The organism is Mycoplasma hafezii (genome assembly GCF_049942695.1).
Lineage (GTDB): Bacteria > Bacillota_I > Bacilli_A > Mycoplasmatales > Metamycoplasmataceae > Mycoplasmopsis > Mycoplasmopsis hafezii.
Genome location: NZ_CP187940.1, coordinates 836,491 through 856,845, shown reverse-complemented (window position 1 = coordinate 856,845; position 20,355 = coordinate 836,491). Strand labels below are relative to the sequence as shown.

Genomic DNA, 20,355 nt, shown 5'->3' with positions numbered 1-20,355 from the left:
AGCTGGGAAACCCAGCATTTTTATTTTCTTATTTTAAGTCTAAAAAATTATCGATTAGGAATTGCTCGAAGATTAAATACGAATCTATGGATGAAGATTTTGTTTCAAGATCAACTAGAGCGAGGTTTTGTATAATTTTTTTAACCCTAGAAATTCCGTACTTATTTAATTGTATATTAGCTAATTTCACACGATACTCATTAATTTTTAAAAAATCAGCAATATCTTTTTGGCTCATATTTAAATTTAATAAGCAAGCCACTTGATAGACTAAGACAAAGGATCATGAAACTTGTGAAATTAACTGAATTGTAGTTTCTCCTAATTGCTTTTGGTTTAAATATGCATTATAAATTTCAACAAAATTTCCTTTTTGAAGTGAATTAACAAATCCGAAAGCAGATGGAATGGGATAATGAGAAATGTTCTCATCGATTATTGTTTTATTAATGTTTGGATTAACTAAAAGTAATTTATCGACTTCTTTAATAATTAAACCTAAGTCATCAGGGATTTTTTCTAAGAGATAAAGTAAATCAATATAAGAAATATTCCCTTTTTTACTTGTGATGTATTGCATAATTTGCTCTGGCAATTGTTTTTTTGAAATTTTTTGCATTTCTAGTATTTGACAATTATTAAGTTTCAAAAATTGACTGGTAAAGTTGTTATCAGCAATTTTCTTTTCGTTTGCTACAAAAACAACTTCATTATCATCGTAATTGCTTAATGTACGAATTAATATTTCACTTATTTTATTTTGCTTTGTATCGAGTTTTTTTAATTTGAATAAATCTAATCCTTTTACAATTATTAATTGTTTTAGATTAAATAAATTAGTTGCACTCAGAGACTTTAAAAGATCATCATAACTATAATTTTCATCCAATAAAATAATTTGATTATCGTTATATTTACTTTTTAATTTATTAATTTTTTGATTAATTAAAAACTGTTCTTCACCATAAATTAAATACATAGTTGTATTATATCATTTTGATTTTTTAGGTTTTATGAATAGTGCAATATAGTGTGAAGATTATAGGGTAAACAATTAATCCAATTTGCTTGACTTCAATTACGAAAATAATATTAATAATCGATATTGATTTAACAAAGTTGATAAATACTCAATGGACTGCGACACAGACTGGCAGAATTCAAAAACCAAAAAATAATATGTATATTATAAACTCGATAATAAATGCAAATATAAAGTTGTACAAGAAACTAAATAAACTTATTGAGTTTCCATTAGTTAGAATGATTGCAGTAGATATTGTTCAAATTTTTAGCAAAAATATAGTTTGATTTTTAAAAGAAGCACGAGTTGTTGCTGTATAAGTTGAATAAATGAAAAATGATAAAATGTACGAAATATAATATCCTGTTGAACGAGCTGAATAAATATTAATTATCAGTTGAGCACAACTTACAAAAAATAATAAATAATGCTTATTTCAATTTAATCTAGATAAAAACTTAATTTTTTTAAAATAATGAAAAAGGAGAATTAAGACAAAACTTCTAAACGATCCGATTGTAATTCTTGAGAAGAAAAAGAATAAAGTAATCAAGATTAAAGGAATAATTTGATGTTTGTCAAATTTGCGAGTTAATTTTACTAATGTTCCAAAAATAATGCCGTAATGCAACCCGCTAACTACTAATAAATGAACTATATTAAGCTCTCTAACGTAATGAAAGACGGATAGATTTAGATTTAAATAATGCCCAAAAAGGACTGGTAATATAAAATTGTGATAAACCTTGCTAAGATTATAAAAATATTTAAAAAAATAATACCGTGGGTCTATAGTGCTGGATAATTCAAATGAACTGACTTCTAATAATAAATCATAGTTATTATTATAAGAGGGACTTTTAATTTTACCGTTCACAATGACTTTTTGGTAGACTAGTCAAAACTGGTTATCCTCGTTTTTATAAATTACGTAGTTATTCATTAATGAGTCTTTTAGTAGCCAATTGCTCTGTCTTTCTTCTGTGACAGTCAAAAAATAAGTTGTATTTACTTTGTAAAATTGTTGTAATCTAGATGCATAAATTAAAACGTATGTTTGATAAATAGAAATAATCAAAAGACAAACGAATAGAATTTTTAGTGTTTTTCAACCAAAGAAGCATCAATTAAAAATCAATAAAATGAATCAAAAAACTAATAAAAATCAATTTTGAGAAATTGCAATATAACTAAATAATGAAGCTATAGCGAAATATACGAAGTATTTTAAATTAGAATTAAAAAACTTTTTAAAATTGATATTTCTTTGAAATCGAATTTTGCTGTAGATATAATGTCATCTCATGATGGAACAAAAACCCATTTTTTCTTGAGCTTCATTAATTTATTTGCAAGAGTTTTTGACACTCCAAAAGCTAATATTTGCTTAACACTGACTATTTGACTTCATTTTAGCGTTTCACTTTTAAAGCTAGGAATATGAATTACAGTATTAAAAGGAGCGATTTCTTGTAAATTAAAGTGAGATAGATCGGCATTTAAACCAATATTAAGCTGAGAAAATAATTCTTGATAAGTTAGTGGTTTGTCTGACTTTAATTCTTTTAATCCTGAAAGACTGCCGCTAAACTTATAGGTATATAGTTTTTTTAGTGTATTTTCATTATATTTTTCTTGATTAATTGATAAAGTCTTGTTTAAATAATAAATTCCGACAACTGTTCCGGAAATAGAAATTAAGAACAATAACTTTAAAATATTTTTGTGTTTCTTTTTCATACTTAATAAATAATTTTTTTAAAAAAGTGTATAAAAAACAAACCGCAGATGCGATTTGCTAATAATTATATTGTGATTATTTAATTTAAATTATACAATGAATGTTTTTTGTAATTGTACGAGATTTATTAATTCAGAAATAAAAACAAGTTGTAATAAATGTATAAATGTTATAACGTATAAACTGCGACTATTTATACGAAAAAAAGAATTAAACAATACTTTAAAAAGTTAATATAAACATGTTTAAAAATAAATTAAATATAAATAAAATTTACGATAATACCAAAATTGTTTTAATAAACAGTGGTGGGCTTTGTTAAGCCCATAAAAAATATATACTATTATTTGAATTTTTTTTAAAAAAATCATTTTTTTGACTAGTTAAATGAAAAATAATGATAAAAAATTCGTTTTTCACTATTTTTTAGTGATTAAATAAAATAATATACAAAATGCTAATATTCAAATTATGTGCTAAAATATAAAAGCAATAACTTAATTGCAGAAAAGTAGAATTTCATTTCTCACCTGATGGCCATAGCCTTGGGTTTAGCTACAATTAATGTATCACATAATTCTGATACCTTTTTTAGTAGAGAGATGGTTAATAACTATTTTTTTATTTGAAGGAGCTTATGCAAGACAAGAAAAAACCACAACAAGAACACTACGTTAATAATAACATTCCTTTTAAACAAGTATTTTTATTATCAGCAGATGGTGAAAAAATGGGTGTTAAATACACAAAAGAAGCTATTGAAATCGCTAAAAGCGAAGGTAAAGATTTAGTTTTAATTAGTGTTAATCCAAAACCTATCGCACGTATTATTGATTACGGTAAATTTAAGTATGATAGAAAGAAAAAACAAAAGGAATTAAAAGAAAAACAAACAATTATTCAAAATAGAGAAGTTCGTTTAACACCAATGATTGGTGAAAATGATTTATTAACAAAAAGTAGAAAAGCACGTGAATTCTTATTAAAAGGAGACAGAATTAAGGTCTCACTTAAATTAAGAGGACGTGAAATTGGACGTAAAGATTTAGGTCTCGATACTTTAGAGAGATTTTATGCTACATTAGAAGATGTAGCTGATAAATCAACCGAACCTAAGTTAGTTAACGATCGTTTTCTTGATATGAATCTCCAACCAAATAAAACTAAAATCGCTAAATATTTAAAAGAAAAAAGTCAAGAGACTAAAGAAGGAGAATTAAATGCCAAAGATGAAAACTAAAAGTGCGTTAAAAAAACGTATTAAAGTTACTGGTACTGGTAAAGTTATGCGTGAACAAGCTTTCCGTTCACACTTAGCTCAAAACAAAACAACTAAACAAAAACGTCAATCACGTAAATCTGCTCTAATGTCAAGAAGCGACCTTAAAAGATTTAAAGCATTGATCTAATCTTGTTAATTCATTTTTCAAGATAAATAATATTAGTATTTAAGAAAGGAAAATAATTATGGCAAGAGTAAAAGGTGGAACAGTTACAAGAGCAAGACGTAAAAAATGATTAAAATTAGCAAAAGGATACTTCGGACACAAATCAATCGGGTACAAAGTTGCTAAACAACAAGTTGTTAAAGGTTGAACATACGCATTCAGAGACCGTAAACAAGTTAAAAGAAACTACCGTAAATTATGAATCGCTCGTATTAATGCAGCTACAAGAGCTGAAGGAATGAGCTATTCAAGATTTATTAACGGACTTAAAAAAGCAAACGTTCAAATTAACCGTAAAATGCTTTCAGAATTAGCTATTAACGAACCAAAAACATTTGCAATGTTAATCGAAATTGCAAAACAAGCTTAATTATAATAATTGAACCAATTAATTATTGGTTCTTTTTTTATGCAATTACACAAAAAAACCAGCATCAGCTGGATTTTTATATTATCAAATTTTAACTCTTTTTTCTGGTGCTACGTACATTCCATCTTGTTCTGTAACGTTATATTCGTCATAGAATAAATCGCAGTTACTTAACTGTACGTTTGCTCTTTGTTTTCCTGGAGCGTGCACGTCCGCTTCTAAACGTCTTTTGGCAGCTTCTGGTTTAGATAAAATTCTTCAAATTCTTGCTCAGTTTTCGAAGAATTCTTTTGGACTAAAGTCCTTTTCACGTGAAGCAGCTTCTAAAGCACATGAGAAACCACCAATGTCAGCAATGTTTTCAGATACAGTTAATTTACCGTTAACAGGACCTACTTCTGTTTCGATTCCGTCGAATAATTCAATTGCTTTTTGAGTTCTAAGCTTAAATTCTTTGTAATCATTTTCTGTTCATCAGTTATTTAAACTTCCATTTTCGTCAAATTGAGCTCCATTATTATCAAAGGCATGGGAAATTTCGTGAGCAATTACAGCCCCAATTCCTCCAAAGTTAGCACTTGATGATTGATGTAAGTCATAAAATGGTTTTGAAAGTATAGCTGCTGGAAATACAATATGATTAAAGAATGGATGGAAGTATGCGTTAATTGTAGCTGGTGACATACTTCATAATTTATCGTTAGTTACTTCTAAATATTGATCGTATGAGTGTTGTGTTAAAACTTTAGAAATAAGGTCGATATTAGTAATTAAACTACCATTTTCATTGTAATCATTCATTATGAATTTATCGTAGTAATCTTCAATTTCTTCTGGATAACCAACCATAACACCTAATTTTGAAAGTTTTAATTTGGCTTTAGCGATAGTATCCTTACTTAATCAATCATTTTTTGTTAAACGTTCATCGTAAATTTGAATCATACTTTTAACCATTGACTCAACGTTAGCTTTAGCTTCTTTACCAAAATAAGTTTCTGCATAATACATACCAAGAGGCATAGAGAAAAATCTAGAAACAGTATCATAAGCAAAGTCCTCTAATGAACGAACTGCATCAATTGAATAAAGAGCATTTCTAAATTGTGAAGCAATTTTTCTGGTTTTTTCTGTAATATAAGGCGCTTTTGCGTGAAGATTTTTGAAAAACATTAATGCTTTGAAACCTTCGAAGTTATCTTTAGTGTAGATTGTGTTGAGATTTTCGATGTATTTAACATTGTCGAGACAAATTGTTTCTAATTTTTTATCTCCAATTAATTCTTTACCAATATTTGCTAAATCGAAAAATTCTGATTTATTTTCAAAATATTCAAGTGGTTTTGGATGATATAAAGAAACATAGTCTGCTTTTTCTAAGCTTGTTAAAACATAGTCCTTTACTAAATCATCAAACTTTATCGCTTTTTCTAATAGTTCTAATGCATATTCTTTTGAAAGACCAAAATCAACAGCTAGTTGAAGGCTCATTTCTTTTCAGATATTAAGGAACTTATCTTTATCATCTTTTGAATAATTTTCTTTGCTTGGTAAGATTGTGCTTGGTTCTCCAATTCATAAAACTTTAATTCTGTTATTTACAAAGTCTTGAGATACACCGAAACTAATTGGCATATATGTATATTTATATTCAAATTCTTTAAAGTTTCTAGCAATTTGTTCAAAGCTTTCTAATTTAAGAATGTTTTCTAAATCCGAACGTGCATCGTTTCAACCGATTTCATTTCTTTTTTCGGTGTTTAAAATCATATCGTAAAGTTTAACCATTTGTTGTAAGTGGTTATTATTAGGTGTTAAAGATTTATTTTGGTGTCATGAATGTATTAATTCTTTAAGTAATTTTTCAAGAGCTAAATCCATCTCACCAAAAGCACTTATTAATGGTTTATCTTCTGGAATTTTAGTTGACTGTAATCAATCATAGTTGATGTAATCGTAAAAATCATCTTTTAAGTTTTTTTTCATAATACTCCTTTTTTATATAACAATATTACAATTATAAAAGAATAGGCAAAATAAAAAAGCATATGGAATTAAGAATATAAAACCATATACTTTTTTGATTAACGGTGACTGTGGAAAATATCCATTATATATTGAATAAGAATTGCGTATTGAATAAAGGTTTGAAGTCCAAAGAACACACCTTGTCTAATAATTTCTTTATTCCCTAAGAATTCAACAGTGTCTGCATACTTTCTAATCATTCAGAAGTTCAATATAATAGAAATTATAATGATTGCAGTTCCGATTGCCGAAATTCAATTTTCTAATCTAGAACCTGATTGTGAAGGTATAAATATAGAAACTATTATAAGCACAATCAAAGTAATTAATAAAACCACTAATAATGTTGAAAGTGCTGTAGTATTAACTAAATTAAAGTATCCTAACAATCCGAACACGAAAGTAATTAATGTTGGTACTACAAACACTGCCAACACTACGTATGTTCAGTTAGAATCTCTTAAATAAAGAAATAAACCCATACCGATCGAAACACCAAAATAAATTATTAATATTGGTGCAGATGCCAGAAGAGCTTTTGTGCTCATTTTTTGCAGGAAGCTTATTAAAATCATTACCACTAGTGTAGCAATTAAAAATCCGATTCAGAATCAATTAAATCAATCAAAAATTAATCTATGGTTATTTTTTAAGACACCATTTAATGTTCCATAAACAGCAAAAGCGATAGCAATACTTAAGAACAGACAAACAGAAAATGTAGAAAGTATAACAGCGTAAAATTTATTTTTTAATTTTATTTCAGTATTAGAAAAGTCTTTTGCGAAATTATCGCTGTTATTTCCAAAATGAAAATTATTCATAATACTCCTTTTATTATAAGTCTATATTCTTGACAAATTTAGCGTTCTTTTCAATAAAATCTTTTCTGAGTTCCACATTTTCACCCATTAAAGTACTGAAAGCTAAGTCCGCTTTGTAAGCATCATTAATTTGAACTTGAAGCATTTTTCTTCTTGTTGGATCCATAGTAGTTTCTCAAAGTTGTTCTGGATCCATTTCACCTAACCCTTTATATCTTTGCACTGTAATTTTTTGATTTGGGTTTAGTTGAGATAGAATATATTCTTTTTGAGCATCGTTAAAAGCATAGTCAGTAAATCTATTTTGAGAAATTTTATAAAGTGGAGGTTGTGCTATATATACAAAACCATGTTCAATTAAAGGTTTAAAATATCTATAAAAGAATGTAAGTAATAATGTTCTAATGTGTGCACCATCGACATCGGCATCAGTCATTATTACAATTTTATGATATCTTAATTTATTGATATTAAAGGTATCGCCTAGTCCAGTTCCTAATGCAGTAATTAAAGACATAATTTCTTCGTTTTCAAGAACTCTTTCTTGCCTTGCTTTTTCAACATTAATAACTTTTCCACGTAGTGGTAAAATTGCTTGAGTTTTTCTATCGCGCCCCATTTTAGCACTACCACCAGCAGAGTTACCTTCGACGATATATAACTCACTTATTTCGGCATTTTTAGAACTGCAGTCACTTAATTTTCCAGGTAATCCACCATTATCAAATGCACTTTTTCTTCTAGCATTATCACGTGCTGCATTAGAAGCTAATCTCCCTTTTCTTGCAATTGTAGCAATATCAATTATTTTTTTAGCTAAATCAGGGTTTTCGATTAATTTTCTTTCAAATACTTCAGAGAAGACTCTATTAACAGCAATACGGGCGTCTTTTGACCCTAATTTACCTTTTGTTTGACCTTCAAATTGTGGTGAAGGGTGTTTGATAGAAATTACCGCTGTTAATCCTTCGCTTAAGTCATCTCTTGTGAATTTGTCACTATCTGACTTGATGATTCCTTTTTCAATCGCATAATTATTAATAATTCTTATTAAAGCATCATAAAATCCTAAAACGTGTGTACCACCTTCGTGAGTAGAAATGTTATTGGTATATGAAATAATGTTGCTTCTATAAAAGTCGTTTAGGTATTGACAAGCAACTTCAACTCCAATTGTAATTGGTGTATCATCTGGACGATAACCAGCTATATATTCATCTGATGCGTATATTATTTCATTATTAATTGGTGTATAACTTTCGTTTAATTCTTTAACATAATCAACAATTCCGTTATCATATTGAAATTCTTCAAAACTATTATCTCTTTCATCTGTAACGCTAACATATAGTCCTTTATTAAGGTGTGCTATTTGCTTTGCGTGGTCGATAATTAAATCTTTATCAAAAGAATTTAATTCCATTACTGTAAAATCAGGGTGAAATTTAATTGTTGTTCCAGTTTCCTCTTTGTTTTTTAATTCAGAAATGATTTTAGTTGATTGCTTAGTTTTTCCACCATTTTCAAACTCTGCATAATATAAATTACCATCTCTTTTTACTCATGCTTCTAGCTTATCGCTTAAAGCATTTACAACGCTAGCACCAACACCATGCAATCCACCACTAACTTTGTATGCGTTAGATTCGAATTTTCCACCGGCATTTAATTTTGTTAGTACAACCTCTAGTGCACTTATTTTAAATTTAGGGTGACTACCTACAGGTATTCCTCTTCCGTTGTCCTCAACGATAATTGATTCATCTTTAGTGATTGTTATGTTGATTTTATTTGCGAATCCAGCCATACATTCATCGACTGAATTATCAACAATTTCTCAAATTAAATGGTGTAATCCGGCTTTTGCAGTTGTTCCGATATACATTCCTGGTCTAAGTCTAACATGTTCTAGACCTTCTAAATATTTGATATTACTTGCATCATAATTGTTTTTTTGACTCATAGAAGCTCCTTTTTAAGAATGTTCTTTTAAATATATATAAATATATATTTAAAATTTATTAAAATTATACTAAATAAAAACTAAAAAAGTTAAGTTAATAAAAGCTTTTATGCATTTATTAACTTAACTTTTTGGTGCTCCTTACAAGAATCGAACTTGCGATAGATGATTACGAGTCAACCGTTATGCCACTTAACTAAAGGAGCATTGGTGGAGATGACGAGAGTCGAACTCGCGTCCATAAATAAATTTATATATCGTATCTACAGTTTATTGTATTTTTAATAATGAAAAAACTATGAAATACACAAAAACAGTAATTTCATTTGAACTATTTTTCATCAATAAATTCGTTCATTTTTATTGACAATTCTCTCAGACACACTTTTAAGCTAGAGAAATTACTTAAAAATGACTTTGCTAGCTAATTAAGCAAATGCAAAGCTTTGTGTTCCAGCAAATGCTGGGTTGTTGAATGAGTATTCAACTTCTTTTTCAGATTTTCCATTTAAGAAAGCCTAGAGCAATTATAGTCTGCAACACTACTGCAACAATATACAACCTAAATATGTCAAAACCATTACATCCCCAAAACTAAATAATGTATTTTTTTAAATATTTTTGGTTTTCTTCTTTAATTATTTTATCACGTTTGTCATATTTCTTTAGACCTTTAGCAATCCCTATTTCCAATTTAAGATAGTTTTTATTGTTAAAAAAAAGTTTTAAAGGTACTATAGTTGTATTTTTTGCCTCACATATATTTTTTATTTTTAAAATTTCTTTTTTATTCATTAATAGTTTTCTATCTCTATATTCGTCATTTTTTTGCAACATATAACTATTAAAAAAAGAATCTTTTCATCATATTTCACCCTTGTATATAGAACAATAGCTATTTGAGATGTCTATAGCGTTAACTCTTGCTGTTTTAACTTCTCACCCTTCTAATGCTATTCCTGCTGTATATGTGTCTAAAATTTCATAATTATGTCTAGCTTTTTTATTTTGACTAACTATTTTCATACTTTAATTTTAATATATCTATTTTTTTGATAAAATATTTTTGCTAATTACTTTACTTCAATTTTATGTTTTTTATTGTTCTAGCAAAAAAGTATTAAGAAAATATTTTTATTTATTAAAATTGTAGTATAATAATTACGCACTTATCCAAGGGAGGATAGCAAAGCGGCCAAATGCGGGTGGCTGTAACCCACTTTCTTAGGATTCGGGGGTTCGAATCCCTCTCCTCCCACCATTATATTGTCCTATAGCCAAGCGGTAAGGCAGCGGGTTTTGGTTCCGCCATGCGTTAGTTCGAATCTAACTAGGACAGCCATATCGTCGAAAGACGATTTTTTTTTATTTTTTAAAAATTAAATTATAATAGGATTATGAAATTAGATAAGAACGAAAATACACAATTTGCAGCTGTAGATGTCGGAGGTACAAATACAAGATTTGCACTTTTTGATAAAGAAGGAAAAATTATTTGTAAATATAAAACTGCTACAGATTCTATGGTTGCTGAAAACACTATAAACTGAGTAATAGATAAAATAAAAGAACATAAAATAAAATATTTAGCATTATGCATTCCAGGTCCTAGTGATTATGAAAATGGAGTTGTGCTTAAAAGTCCGAACTTATTAGGTAGTTGAGAAAACTTTGATGTTAAAAAATACATTTTAAAAAACGTAGAATTAAATGATATTGTATTTGAAAATGATGCAAACGTTATGGCACTTTCTAACCATAATGCATACAATTGCAGAGATAGTGATATATCACAATTTTTTACAATATCAACAGGTTTTGGTGCAGGTTTAGTTATTGAAGGCAAAATATATCATGGTAATAAGTATTATGCACAAGAAATTGCACAAATTCCCTTATCTATCAAACCTTTTACAGGTAAACACAGATTAAAAAACTCTTTCGCTTTAGAATTACATTGTTCAGGAAGTGGATTAGAAACACAAGCGAAAGCATTAGGGATTGCTCAAAGCACAAAAGAACTATTAGAAAAATATAATGAAGGTGATGAAAAAGCAACAGAATTAATTGATAATGCTATTGAAACATTAGCTAGAATGTTTTGTGTTTCTGCAGCGACTGTTGCACCTACTAACTTCTTTGTTGGAGGTTCTGTAGCATTAAATGCAGAATGAATGGTACTTAAAGCATTTGAAAAAGCACAAGAGTATGCTGATCCAAATCATTTCCGTAACGTTAACCTTTACTTTGATACTAATGGAGATGACAGTGCATTACAAGGGCTTTATTATTTAATTAAACAAAGAAATTTCGGCTAAGAGCCGATTTTTTATATCTAAAAAAGAAAGCACGCGAGGTAATTCGCGTGCATAAGTCCATTTTTTGTATAAAAAATGGCAGGAGTAGCAGGATTCGAACCCACAACACACGGGGTTGAAGCCCGTTGTTCTACCGTTGAACTATACTCCTAAGCCTTATTATTATATCAAAAAATTATTTATCAAAAAGTAAAATAACATCTTTTACTGTTTGAACTTTTGTTAGTTGTTCATCAGGTACTCTAACATTAAATTTTTCTTCAGCTTGGAATACTAACATTGCTAAATCTAATGAATCAATATTTAAGTCAGAAATAAAGTCATCTTCATTAACTTTTTTCTTAGCTAATTTACTAATTTCTGCAAGTATAACTTCTTTTGTTTCCATAACAGAATTATACTTACTTTTTTAGTCTAAAAAAACTTTATATTGTTTTTGTTCTTCAGTTCCGTGTGGTGATATATATTTAATATAAATGATTATGGATGTATCTGTTTTAGTATAACCTTCGATTATTTCATAATCGAATTCTATTTTACCTTCATATGTTTTTAGTCTAGAAACAATGTTTTTTATAATTTTCAAAACATTTTCGCTACTAAGGTATTGAATTCCGTATCTGTCTTTTTGAATTTCTTCAATGTTTCCCTCAATTTCAATCTTAGGAAATATAGTTTGATTACTCATCTGCTGTTGTTTTTTGCCATTATTTTCTCCTTGTGGTTTTTTACCTCTAAAGTTGTCGATTTTCTCACTATGAATTGTGTTTCATCAAATTCCAACTCCGATTGCAGATAATACTGGAAAGAGGATACTGGAAACTAAAAGTGGTTTTAAGATTTTTTTCTTATTTCGCAAGATTGTTAGTCCCTTTTCAGAATCAATCAAATTCTCATTTTTCGAATTTAAGAAACTTTTCAATATCAGGGAGATTAATGACAAATCTATAATTTATTAATTTATGATTTGTAATTTCAACAACTTTAATCCTTTTTGGTTTTTGATTTATTACTGTGTTATTAAAATTTATATGGTTTCGAAAATTCCTGGTTATAGATGCAGAAAAGAAATTTGTATCAATAAACAAAGTGGTTTGCATATCGCCTAAAAATCTTTTTGGAATAATTAAACCTGTGATTATTGTATTATCATTTTCTGCAATTAATTCGTCTTTATTTAAGTTTGTTTTGAAATTTTGTAATAATGACAAGATAAAAATTTTTTTATTTTTCAACGTTTGTAGAATTTCAGAAGTCTTAAGAGTTAATTTATTAGTGATAAATGGTTTAAACATAAAAGAATCTATGTCAAAGCTGAGAAATCGAAAAATATTTTTATTATTATAATTTGGAATAGGACTGTCTTTGGGTAATGTAAAAGTTTCTATTTGAGCAATATTTACGCTTTTTTTATCGGAAGATATCGGTAGTCATAAAATTTTAAAAATTGCATTTGTATCGATAACTCTGCTTTTACCATATTTATCAAAACTAATACGAGTATAGTATGGACACTTTATTATGTTTTCGTGATATATATTTGAAATATTGATTTTTTGCTTTTTAAATTCAGTTAAAGCAATAGCGTATTTTGCGATAACTTTATTAGGTTGATTTTGACTATAAATATGTAAGTCTAGTCTTTTAATTTTATCATAATAAATTTCTGCGTCATTCTCTGAAATGATTGTGAACTGTTTGATGTTTTTTTCTTCAATTATCGCTTTTTGATTAATGAAAAAGCTAATTTTTAAATCTTTATAAAATGAGTTTTTTGAAATGGCTAATTCTAAATTAGTTAATTTAGAATTATTTAGGATTCTTTCTATACCAATATCAACATTAAGATTCATATGATGAAATTCTTTTTTTAAATCACTATCATCATTGATTTCTAGTTTTGTAGAGTAATATTGGTTGACTATTTGTTGTGAATTTTCTATAGGTACACGAATAGTTGTGTATAAATTATTCATCACCATAACTAAAGTAAAAATCAACAAATTGTTTTACAGCTTCTCGCTTTCTTTTGTAAAAAGTGGTTTTAGAGAAATACTCTAAATACCACTGATTGTTGATTTTGCTTTCTGAATCTCAGTAGCACTTTTTAATAAGTCAAGCCTTATCAGTGTCCATTAAACTTAAGATTAATTCTATAACGCTGCCTTTTCCTTGAATTTTAGCTTCTAACTCACGTTCTTGGTCTTTAATTTTATCTTGATCTGCATCATCACGTAAAGATTCATAACGTAATTTAAATAATTCGTATTTGAGTTGTTTTTTATAAAGTAGGTCTGTGAGAAATACTTCTTTTAAAAATTTTAATTGTTGTTCATATAAGTCATCGTCTTCGACTTTTGATGTAGGAGTAACTATCATATTTTTTCCTTCTTTTATTTTCCTGCTGCTCCCACTAATATGCTAACTAATTCGGATAACAAAGCTAGTTTTTTATAAAAAATGCCCAAAAAGTGTGAAAAATTCAACGCTTGCGAAACAAAAAGCTCTATAGACCAAAAAAAGACTAATTTTTTTTACAAATTTAAGTTGAAATAATTTTCACAAATATGGAGTTAATTAATGTGAAAAACGAAAAAATTATTCAAAAAAACAGACAAGCAATAGTGTCTGTTCATTTATTGTAATTTACAGTGCAACACCCCTTTTATTAGTAAAATAATATTAAGGTGTTGCTTTTATTCTACAAAATTTGAATAAGAAAACATCCACTTCACAACTTAAAACAAACTAGTGGATGCATAAATATTATAAATAATGCAACGTAAATATAAAATTATTAAAAGAAAAAGATAAACTATGACACTAGGACACTTTTAGTGGACAGTTTATAAATATGAATGAACATCTCAACATTGTTGAGGTGTTTTTCAATTTAAATTTGATTGTAACCGTTCGTTGTTATTTCATTCTATAAAATTACGAATTGATTCTTTAAGTTCTTTAAATGTTAAATCTTTAATATTGATGTTATATAAATCTTCCGCTTTCAATATCGAAAAGAAATATTGGATTTCTCTGTTATCTAAGAATTACCAACTCTACTCATTGATATAATTCCATTATTTTGGTTAATAGTTTTGATGTAATATTTTTATGAATATTAGAAACCATGATCGGAGTGAATAATTTATTTTCTATTAGATAAATTTCAATTTATTATTTTCTTGGTTTTGTGGTCGATGCAAGCTGAAAAATACACAAAATTATTTTGTATATCTTTTGGTGAAGGTATATATGATACATGAGTTGCTATTACAATCTCATTATTTGTAGCATTATAATCTCTGTTGACTAAATTATTAAATTTAACATTTACATTTTTAATCTCTCTGGGTTTGTGCTTCTTTCTAATATGGAATTTTAAGCTTAATTTATTCATTATTCTGCCTAAAGTTCTGTAATTTATGGTTATTTGATATTTATTTTTGATGTAAATAGATAATCTTTCTCTGCTGTAAATTCCTTTTGTTTCATTAAAAGCTTTTAGTACCATGATATACAACTCATCTAATTCATTAGGGTTTATATTTAGTGTTCTTCTGATTTAAGCTTTTATACAATAAGCTTTTTGAAAAGTTTAAAACCTTAGCTCATACTCTTTTAGATATATGAGAGTTAGTCAATCTGCAATGTTTTTGTTAAGTATATTTACAGCAGATGTGTTTTTAAGGATATCACGTAAATATTCGATAATTTCAATCAAATCATCTCTAGATAATTTATCATATTCTTCTTTTGTAATTTTTTGTTTCTTTTTAGGCCTACCACTACCTTGCTTTTTTAGGAACTCTTACCAGTAATTGAAATTAAATCTGTCATACCATTATGATACAATGCATACTTCTTCCTTACGGTTTTTCTAAAGTATTGATTGTTTCAATTTTTAGAAAATTCATTAATTAATTCAGTTTGAAATTTATTTTCTGTAATTTTACAATTCAGAAAATCATCATATAGAATTAACAATTCTAATCATTCTATTTGCTTTAATTCTTTCATATAATCTCATAATACAAAAATAGCGAACATATTAATTGTGTCCACTATGTTTGTCCTAGTTTAGCATCAGTTTTGTATGTTTTTATTTTTCCGCATATAAGAAACTTTATCTTTTCCATAGGAATATAAACTCAAATTGATATTTATAGTTTTGGTAAAAATTTACAAATATACATTTTTTCTATTATAATTATTAAGCCATTAGAACAATAACCCACTAACCTGGTCAGGTCCTAACCGAAGCAGCCATATGAGGAAGTGTTGTGTCTAGTGGTTTTTATTTAAAAATAATAAAAATATTATGTTCTATTTCTTAAAATAGTGTTAAAATATATTTACAAGTGGTCGCGTAGCTCAGTTGGATAGAGCATCAGCCTTCTAAGCTGGTTGTCACAGGTTCGAATCCTGTCGTGATCGCCATTTTTTTTATGTTTTTAGAGAATTTAACTTAGTTTACTGAGTTATTTTTTTATGCAAAAATGGTGAAAAATATCAAAAAGAGCATAAAAAAATGGCTATATGCTATTTAATAGATAATTTACGATTTTATGTGTTTTAGTTTTAAAATTGTATAATTTACTATTATTAAAATAATAGTAAGAAAGAAATAAAAAGGAGGAGAAACTATGCTGCAAATGTTTAGGATTTTACCTGCAAAAATCAAAGCTTACTTTGGTATTGGTATTATCTTTGTGCTTATTAATGTTGCATTAACAATGATTATTCCGATTTTAATTTCTCAGTTTATTCCGTTGTTAATTCCTGATGATAATGCCGGAACTGGAAAATTTGCCATTACATTGTTCAAAGACTTAGTAATTTATACTAGCGACACACGTAGTGGTGCGATTAAATTCTTAATTTCAATTTCGATTGGAGCAATATTAGCAGCCACAATTAGCTCAATTATTAGTGTTTTTATCATTATTTGAGCTGGGGAAAATGCGTCAAACTTTTATCGTAATACCCTATTTAAAAAATATCAAAAACTTAGTTTAAAAGATATTTCTAAATTAACTACTGAGAGTTTAATTACACGTATTAATGATGACGTTGCTGTCTTTTGGGATTTTTTAATTAATGCTACAACTTCATTAATTAAAGCACCACTATTTATCATTATTGGTATTGTGTTTGCTTTCTCAACTGATGTAAACTTTGCTTGAAGTATCGTGGGGATTATTCCGATTTTAATTTTGGTGTTTGTTTTCATTTTCTGAAAATCAAACCCATTAATTAAACAAAACCGTAAGAACTTAGACAAAATTACTAAGGAAGCTGAGGAAACAATTGTTGGTGCTAGATTTATTCGTGCATATAACTTGCAAGAAAAACAAAAAAATAAATTCTTTAATATTAATAACAAATGAATGACTGTTGAAAATAAGACATTTAGAATTATTATTATCGGTACACCTGCATTCTTTGGAATTATTAACCTAGTTATTGTTGCGATCTTTATTATGGCTTCTAACTTAATTCAAAATGGAAGTGCTACACCTCAATTGCTTGCAAAAATTAACGTGTTTATTGAATATGAATTTATTTTGGCAACTGGTATTATGATTTTTGCGTTATTTATTGGTTCATTTATTCGTGCTAAAATTTCCGCAAAAAGAATTACAGAAGTATTAAACACAAAATACGATAATTTAAAAGTTGAAGGTGGATACAAAATTACAGATCATTTAGGACAAACTAATGATATTTCAAATTATTCAGTAGAATTTAAAGATCTTTCATATAAATATTTCTCAACATCAAAAGATTATGCAATTTCTAATATTAATTTCAAAATTAAAGGTGGTGAGACTTTAGGAATTATCGGACCAACAGGAAGTGGTAAAAGCACTATCGCTAACTTATTAGTTAATAATATGAAATATGATGAGGGTAATATTTTAATAAATAACAAAGAAGTTAAAGAAATTAATACCAAAGAATTACATTCAAAAGTTGGGATTGTCTATCAAGAACCGCTTTTATATAGTGGTACAATTCGTTCAAATATGATGTTTGCTAACGATCAAGCTACAGATAAAGAATTAGAAAGAGCTCTTAATACTGCGTGTGCATTAGATTTTATTAAAACATTTGATGACCGTCTTGATCATACAATTGAGCAACGTGGTAAAAACCTTAGTGGTGGGCAAAAACAACGTTTAAGTATTGCACGTACATTATTAATCGATCCAAAAGTCTTAATTTTAGACGACTCAACCAGTGCGTTAGATAATATTACAACTAAAAAATTAATTCAAAATATCAAACACAATTATGACTGTACTACAATTATTATTTCGCAAAAAATTAACTCAATTAAGCATGCAGATAATATTTTAGTAATGGATAAAGGAAAAATCATCGCTCAAGGTACACACGATGAATTACTTCAAACATGTGAGTGATATAAAGAAGTTAATAATAACCAACTTAAACAATAGAAAGGAGTGTTATGGAAAATTACGAAACAAGAGAAATAGCTAAAGATTTAGCTGAAAAAAGAAAAAATAAAACTAAAACTTCTTATGTAAAAACATTTAAAACACTCATTTCTTACTTAATGGTTGATAAAAAGAAATTAGCTTTAGCATTTACGTTTTCATTAATTAACTCAATTTTCTATGTTCTAGGTAGTTTTTTAATTGGTATGATTGTGCAAAATTACTTTCAACCAGCACTTAGCAATCCTGGAGAAACAGAGTTTAATTTAACTGGATTCATTACTTGAACATGTATTTTAGCTGTTTCATTTGTCTTATATGGAATTTTTAGATATTTAGAAAACTACATTTATGTAAAAGTGTCATTTGGTGCAGGTGCAAGATTAAGAAATGATATTATTACAAAACTACATAAAATGCCAATTAGCTTTTATGATAAAAATAAAGCTGGAAACTTAATTTCAAGTTTAATTGTTGACGTTAACAACGTTTCAAACTCATTATTTCAAATGCTTTCACAAGCTGGTAGTGCTATTTTTAGTATTTCGATTGCGATTATTATTTTATTTTTAATCTCATCAATGCTTACTTTAATTGTGTTACCAATTAGTATTTTACTTTTTAGCTTAGTAATTTTGTTAATGAAAAAATCACAACCATACTTTGTTAGAGTGCAAAATGCATTTGGTGAATTAAATGCGTTTGTAGAAGAAATGCTTGCTAACACTAGAGTTACTAATTCATTTGACCAACAAGAATATGTTTATAGTGATCTTAAGAAAATCACACGTAAAATTAGAAACTCTGCATATGGTGGAGACGTTATTGCTCGTAGTTTTGATACTTGATATGGTCTTATTTCAAACTCAATTATTGTAGCAATCGCTTTCTTAGCTGCTTTATTTTACACTTACGATGTTCCTGTCTGAGGTGTTAAGGGTCTAGGAACAAATGATGAAGGTAAAGCAACTCCTGCATTAATTATTCTTTATATTTCAATTTCATGAAACTACATTGGTCCTTTCCAAAGTTTACTTAACACTACATTTAGTTTACAAATTGGTATAGCTTCAAGTAGTCGTTTATTTAAATTACTTAAAATTGAAACTCCAGATACAAGTAATCAAGTTTTAGAATTTGCTGATAAAGAACTTCGTGGACGCGTTGAATTTAAGGATGTATATTTTAAATACAATGCAGAAAGCCGTGTCTATCAACTAAAAAATGCCAGCTTTACAGCTGATCCTGGACAAGTAATTGCGATTGTTGGACCTACTGGGGCTGGTAAAACAACCATTATTAGCTTATTAAGCAAATATTATGATTATGAATCTGGAAGCATTCTAATTGATGGTAAAGAATTACGTGATATTAAAACAGAAAATCTTAGAGACAATATGACTATTGTTTTACAAGATTCTTTCTTATTTAACGAAACAATTTTAGAAAACCTTAAATTAGCAAATCCTAAAGCTACTCAAGAAGAAATTATTGAAGCTGCTAAATTAACAAAAGCACATCACTTTATTATGAATATGCCAAATGGATACAACACAATGGTGGAAAATAATGGTGCAAATATTTCTCAAGGTCAAAAACAATTACTTGCTTTAACTCGTGCTATTTTACAAAACAAAAGCATTCTGATTTTAGATGAAGCAACTTCTAATATCGACTCTGCTACTGAAGTAATTGTGCAAAACGCAATGTTACACTTAATGGAAAATAAAACTTCATTTGTAATCGCTCACCGTCTTAGCACAATTAAAAATGCAGATAAAATTATTGTTATTGATAATGGATATATTATTGAACAAGGTTCACATAAAGAATTGCTTGAGAAAAAAGGATTCTACTTCGATTTATATACTTCACAATTTAGTATTGATTAATTTTTAAAATAGTAATTAACTCATTATGATTAATTACTATTTTTTATTTAACCTCTTTGGTTGTCGATGTATCAACAATAGTTTTTGTTTATTTAAAATTCTTAATGTTTGGTAGTGCAAGCTTTCTTAAAAAATTTATTTGGACATTAAAAAAAGAATAAAATATTTATAGGGTGATAAGCAAAAAAAATTATTTAGCTCACATATCAAGAACCTTCGCTTATCACCCTAAAAAAAGATAGAATACATTATAAGCATAAATCAATAAGTTAATCATTATCAT

The 20,355-nt window shown here is 27.6% G+C and carries 19 protein-coding genes, 5 tRNA genes and 1 other RNA gene; 9 read left to right on the top strand and 16 right to left on the bottom strand.

Annotated elements, in window-relative coordinates; translation table 4 throughout:
- Positions 1 to 28: 28 nt before the first annotated feature.
- The 3 genes from holA to ACPYPZ_RS03325 form a co-directional block, all read right to left on the bottom strand.
- A complete protein-coding gene (gene holA, locus ACPYPZ_RS03335) occupies positions 29 to 979 on the bottom strand; it encodes a DNA polymerase III subunit delta (protein WP_426461177.1) in 951 nt (316 codons plus the stop codon).
- A gap of 25 nt (positions 980 to 1,004) precedes the next feature.
- Positions 1,005 to 1,967 carry a ComEC/Rec2 family competence protein gene (locus ACPYPZ_RS03330; RefSeq protein WP_426461176.1) on the bottom strand — a complete coding sequence of 321 codons (963 nt, stop codon included), beginning with the start codon at positions 1,965 to 1,967 and terminating at the stop codon, positions 1,005 to 1,007.
- 284 nt (positions 1,968 to 2,251) lie between these two features.
- Entirely contained in the window at positions 2,252 to 2,764 is a 513-nt protein-coding gene (locus tag ACPYPZ_RS03325; RefSeq protein WP_426461175.1) for an MAG0490 family ComEA-like DNA-binding protein, read from the bottom strand.
- A gap of 638 nt (positions 2,765 to 3,402) precedes the next feature.
- Between ACPYPZ_RS03325 and infC the strand changes: the two genes are divergently transcribed.
- Genes infC through rplT form a run of 3 tightly spaced genes read left to right on the top strand, consistent with a single transcriptional unit; the run spans position 3,403 to position 4,583 of the window.
- The gene (gene infC, locus ACPYPZ_RS03320) at positions 3,403 to 4,005 is read left to right on the top strand and encodes a translation initiation factor IF-3 (RefSeq protein ID WP_426461173.1); all 603 of its coding nucleotides are present in this window, start codon (positions 3,403 to 3,405) and stop codon (positions 4,003 to 4,005) included.
- Entirely contained in the window at positions 3,995 to 4,174 is a 180-nt protein-coding gene (gene rpmI, locus ACPYPZ_RS03315; RefSeq protein ID WP_426461171.1) for a 50S ribosomal protein L35, read from the top strand. Before infC ends, rpmI begins: the two co-directional genes overlap by 11 nt.
- A gap of 58 nt (positions 4,175 to 4,232) precedes the next feature.
- Entirely contained in the window at positions 4,233 to 4,583 is a 351-nt protein-coding gene (gene rplT, locus ACPYPZ_RS03310; protein WP_426461169.1) for a 50S ribosomal protein L20, read from the top strand.
- 81 nt (positions 4,584 to 4,664) lie between these two features.
- On the opposite strand, the gene ACPYPZ_RS03305 is transcribed toward rplT, so the two are convergent.
- The 6 genes from ACPYPZ_RS03305 to smpB form a co-directional block, all read right to left on the bottom strand.
- Positions 4,665 to 6,569, bottom strand: coding sequence for a M13 family metallopeptidase (locus ACPYPZ_RS03305; RefSeq protein WP_426461168.1), 1,905 nt, complete (start codon positions 6,567 to 6,569; stop codon positions 4,665 to 4,667).
- 98 nt (positions 6,570 to 6,667) lie between these two features.
- The gene (locus ACPYPZ_RS03300) at positions 6,668 to 7,435 is read right to left on the bottom strand and encodes an MAG0110 family membrane protein (RefSeq protein ID WP_426461167.1); all 768 of its coding nucleotides are present in this window, start codon (positions 7,433 to 7,435) and stop codon (positions 6,668 to 6,670) included.
- A 13-nt stretch (positions 7,436 to 7,448) separates the two neighbouring features.
- Positions 7,449 to 9,398, bottom strand: a complete 1,950-nt coding sequence (locus tag ACPYPZ_RS03295; protein ID WP_426461166.1) for a DNA topoisomerase subunit B — start codon at positions 9,396 to 9,398, stop codon at positions 7,449 to 7,451.
- A gap of 132 nt (positions 9,399 to 9,530) precedes the next feature.
- Positions 9,531 to 9,604: transfer RNA gene (locus ACPYPZ_RS03290), tRNA-Thr, on the bottom strand.
- A 2-nt stretch (positions 9,605 to 9,606) separates the two neighbouring features.
- Positions 9,607 to 9,988, bottom strand: a transfer-messenger RNA (tmRNA) gene (ssrA, locus tag ACPYPZ_RS03285).
- Between the two features lie 4 nt (positions 9,989 to 9,992).
- Positions 9,993 to 10,424 (bottom strand): SsrA-binding protein, encoded by a 432-nt coding sequence (smpB, locus tag ACPYPZ_RS03280; RefSeq protein WP_426461164.1) that lies wholly within the window; start codon positions 10,422 to 10,424, stop codon positions 9,993 to 9,995.
- Positions 10,425 to 10,575: 151 nt separating this feature from the next.
- On the opposite strand from smpB, the gene ACPYPZ_RS03275 reads away from it, so the two are divergent.
- The 3 genes from ACPYPZ_RS03275 to ACPYPZ_RS03265 all read left to right on the top strand — a co-directional run bounded on the left by ACPYPZ_RS03275 (position 10,576) and on the right by ACPYPZ_RS03265 (position 11,716).
- Positions 10,576 to 10,659: transfer RNA gene (locus ACPYPZ_RS03275), tRNA-Tyr, on the top strand.
- A gap of 6 nt (positions 10,660 to 10,665) precedes the next feature.
- A tRNA-Gln gene (locus tag ACPYPZ_RS03270) sits at positions 10,666 to 10,740 on the top strand.
- Between the two features lie 55 nt (positions 10,741 to 10,795).
- Entirely contained in the window at positions 10,796 to 11,716 is a 921-nt protein-coding gene (locus ACPYPZ_RS03265; protein ID WP_426461163.1) for an ROK family protein, read from the top strand.
- Positions 11,717 to 11,792: 76 nt separating this feature from the next.
- Here the strand turns inward: ACPYPZ_RS03265 and ACPYPZ_RS03260 are convergent.
- From ACPYPZ_RS03260 to ACPYPZ_RS03230, 7 genes are all read right to left on the bottom strand, one after another.
- Positions 11,793 to 11,867, bottom strand: a tRNA-Trp gene (locus tag ACPYPZ_RS03260).
- A gap of 24 nt (positions 11,868 to 11,891) precedes the next feature.
- Positions 11,892 to 12,104: a phosphopantetheine-binding protein gene (locus ACPYPZ_RS03255; protein WP_426461162.1), complete on the bottom strand. Its 213-nt coding sequence runs from the start codon at positions 12,102 to 12,104 to the stop codon at positions 11,892 to 11,894.
- A gap of 21 nt (positions 12,105 to 12,125) precedes the next feature.
- Positions 12,126 to 12,575, bottom strand: a complete 450-nt coding sequence (locus ACPYPZ_RS03250; RefSeq protein WP_426461161.1) for an MHO_1590 family protein — start codon at positions 12,573 to 12,575, stop codon at positions 12,126 to 12,128.
- A complete protein-coding gene (locus ACPYPZ_RS03245) occupies positions 12,565 to 13,692 on the bottom strand; it encodes a hypothetical protein (RefSeq protein ID WP_426461159.1) in 1,128 nt (375 codons plus the stop codon). Before ACPYPZ_RS03245 ends, ACPYPZ_RS03250 begins: the two co-directional genes overlap by 11 nt.
- Complete coding sequence (locus ACPYPZ_RS03240; protein ID WP_426461158.1) at positions 13,685 to 14,095, bottom strand: MG284/MPN403 family protein; 411 nt, start codon at positions 14,093 to 14,095, stop codon at positions 13,685 to 13,687. Before ACPYPZ_RS03240 ends, ACPYPZ_RS03245 begins: the two co-directional genes overlap by 8 nt.
- A gap of 467 nt (positions 14,096 to 14,562) precedes the next feature.
- Positions 14,563 to 14,727, bottom strand: a complete 165-nt coding sequence (locus ACPYPZ_RS03235) for an IS3 family transposase (protein WP_426461156.1) — start codon at positions 14,725 to 14,727, stop codon at positions 14,563 to 14,565.
- Between the two features lie 790 nt (positions 14,728 to 15,517).
- Positions 15,518 to 15,781, bottom strand: a complete 264-nt coding sequence (locus ACPYPZ_RS03230) for a hypothetical protein (RefSeq protein ID WP_426461155.1) — start codon at positions 15,779 to 15,781, stop codon at positions 15,518 to 15,520.
- Between the two features lie 298 nt (positions 15,782 to 16,079).
- Between ACPYPZ_RS03230 and ACPYPZ_RS03225 the strand changes: the two genes are divergently transcribed.
- The 3 genes from ACPYPZ_RS03225 to ACPYPZ_RS03215 all read left to right on the top strand — a co-directional run bounded on the left by ACPYPZ_RS03225 (position 16,080) and on the right by ACPYPZ_RS03215 (position 20,072).
- A tRNA-Arg gene (locus ACPYPZ_RS03225) sits at positions 16,080 to 16,156 on the top strand.
- A 206-nt stretch (positions 16,157 to 16,362) separates the two neighbouring features.
- On the top strand, positions 16,363 to 18,180 hold the full coding sequence (locus tag ACPYPZ_RS03220; RefSeq protein WP_426461153.1) for an ABC transporter ATP-binding protein: 1,818 nt from the start codon (positions 16,363 to 16,365) through the stop codon (positions 18,178 to 18,180).
- A gap of 11 nt (positions 18,181 to 18,191) precedes the next feature.
- On the top strand, positions 18,192 to 20,072 hold the full coding sequence (locus ACPYPZ_RS03215; protein ID WP_426461151.1) for an ABC transporter ATP-binding protein: 1,881 nt from the start codon (positions 18,192 to 18,194) through the stop codon (positions 20,070 to 20,072).
- Positions 20,073 to 20,355 lie beyond the last annotated feature (283 nt).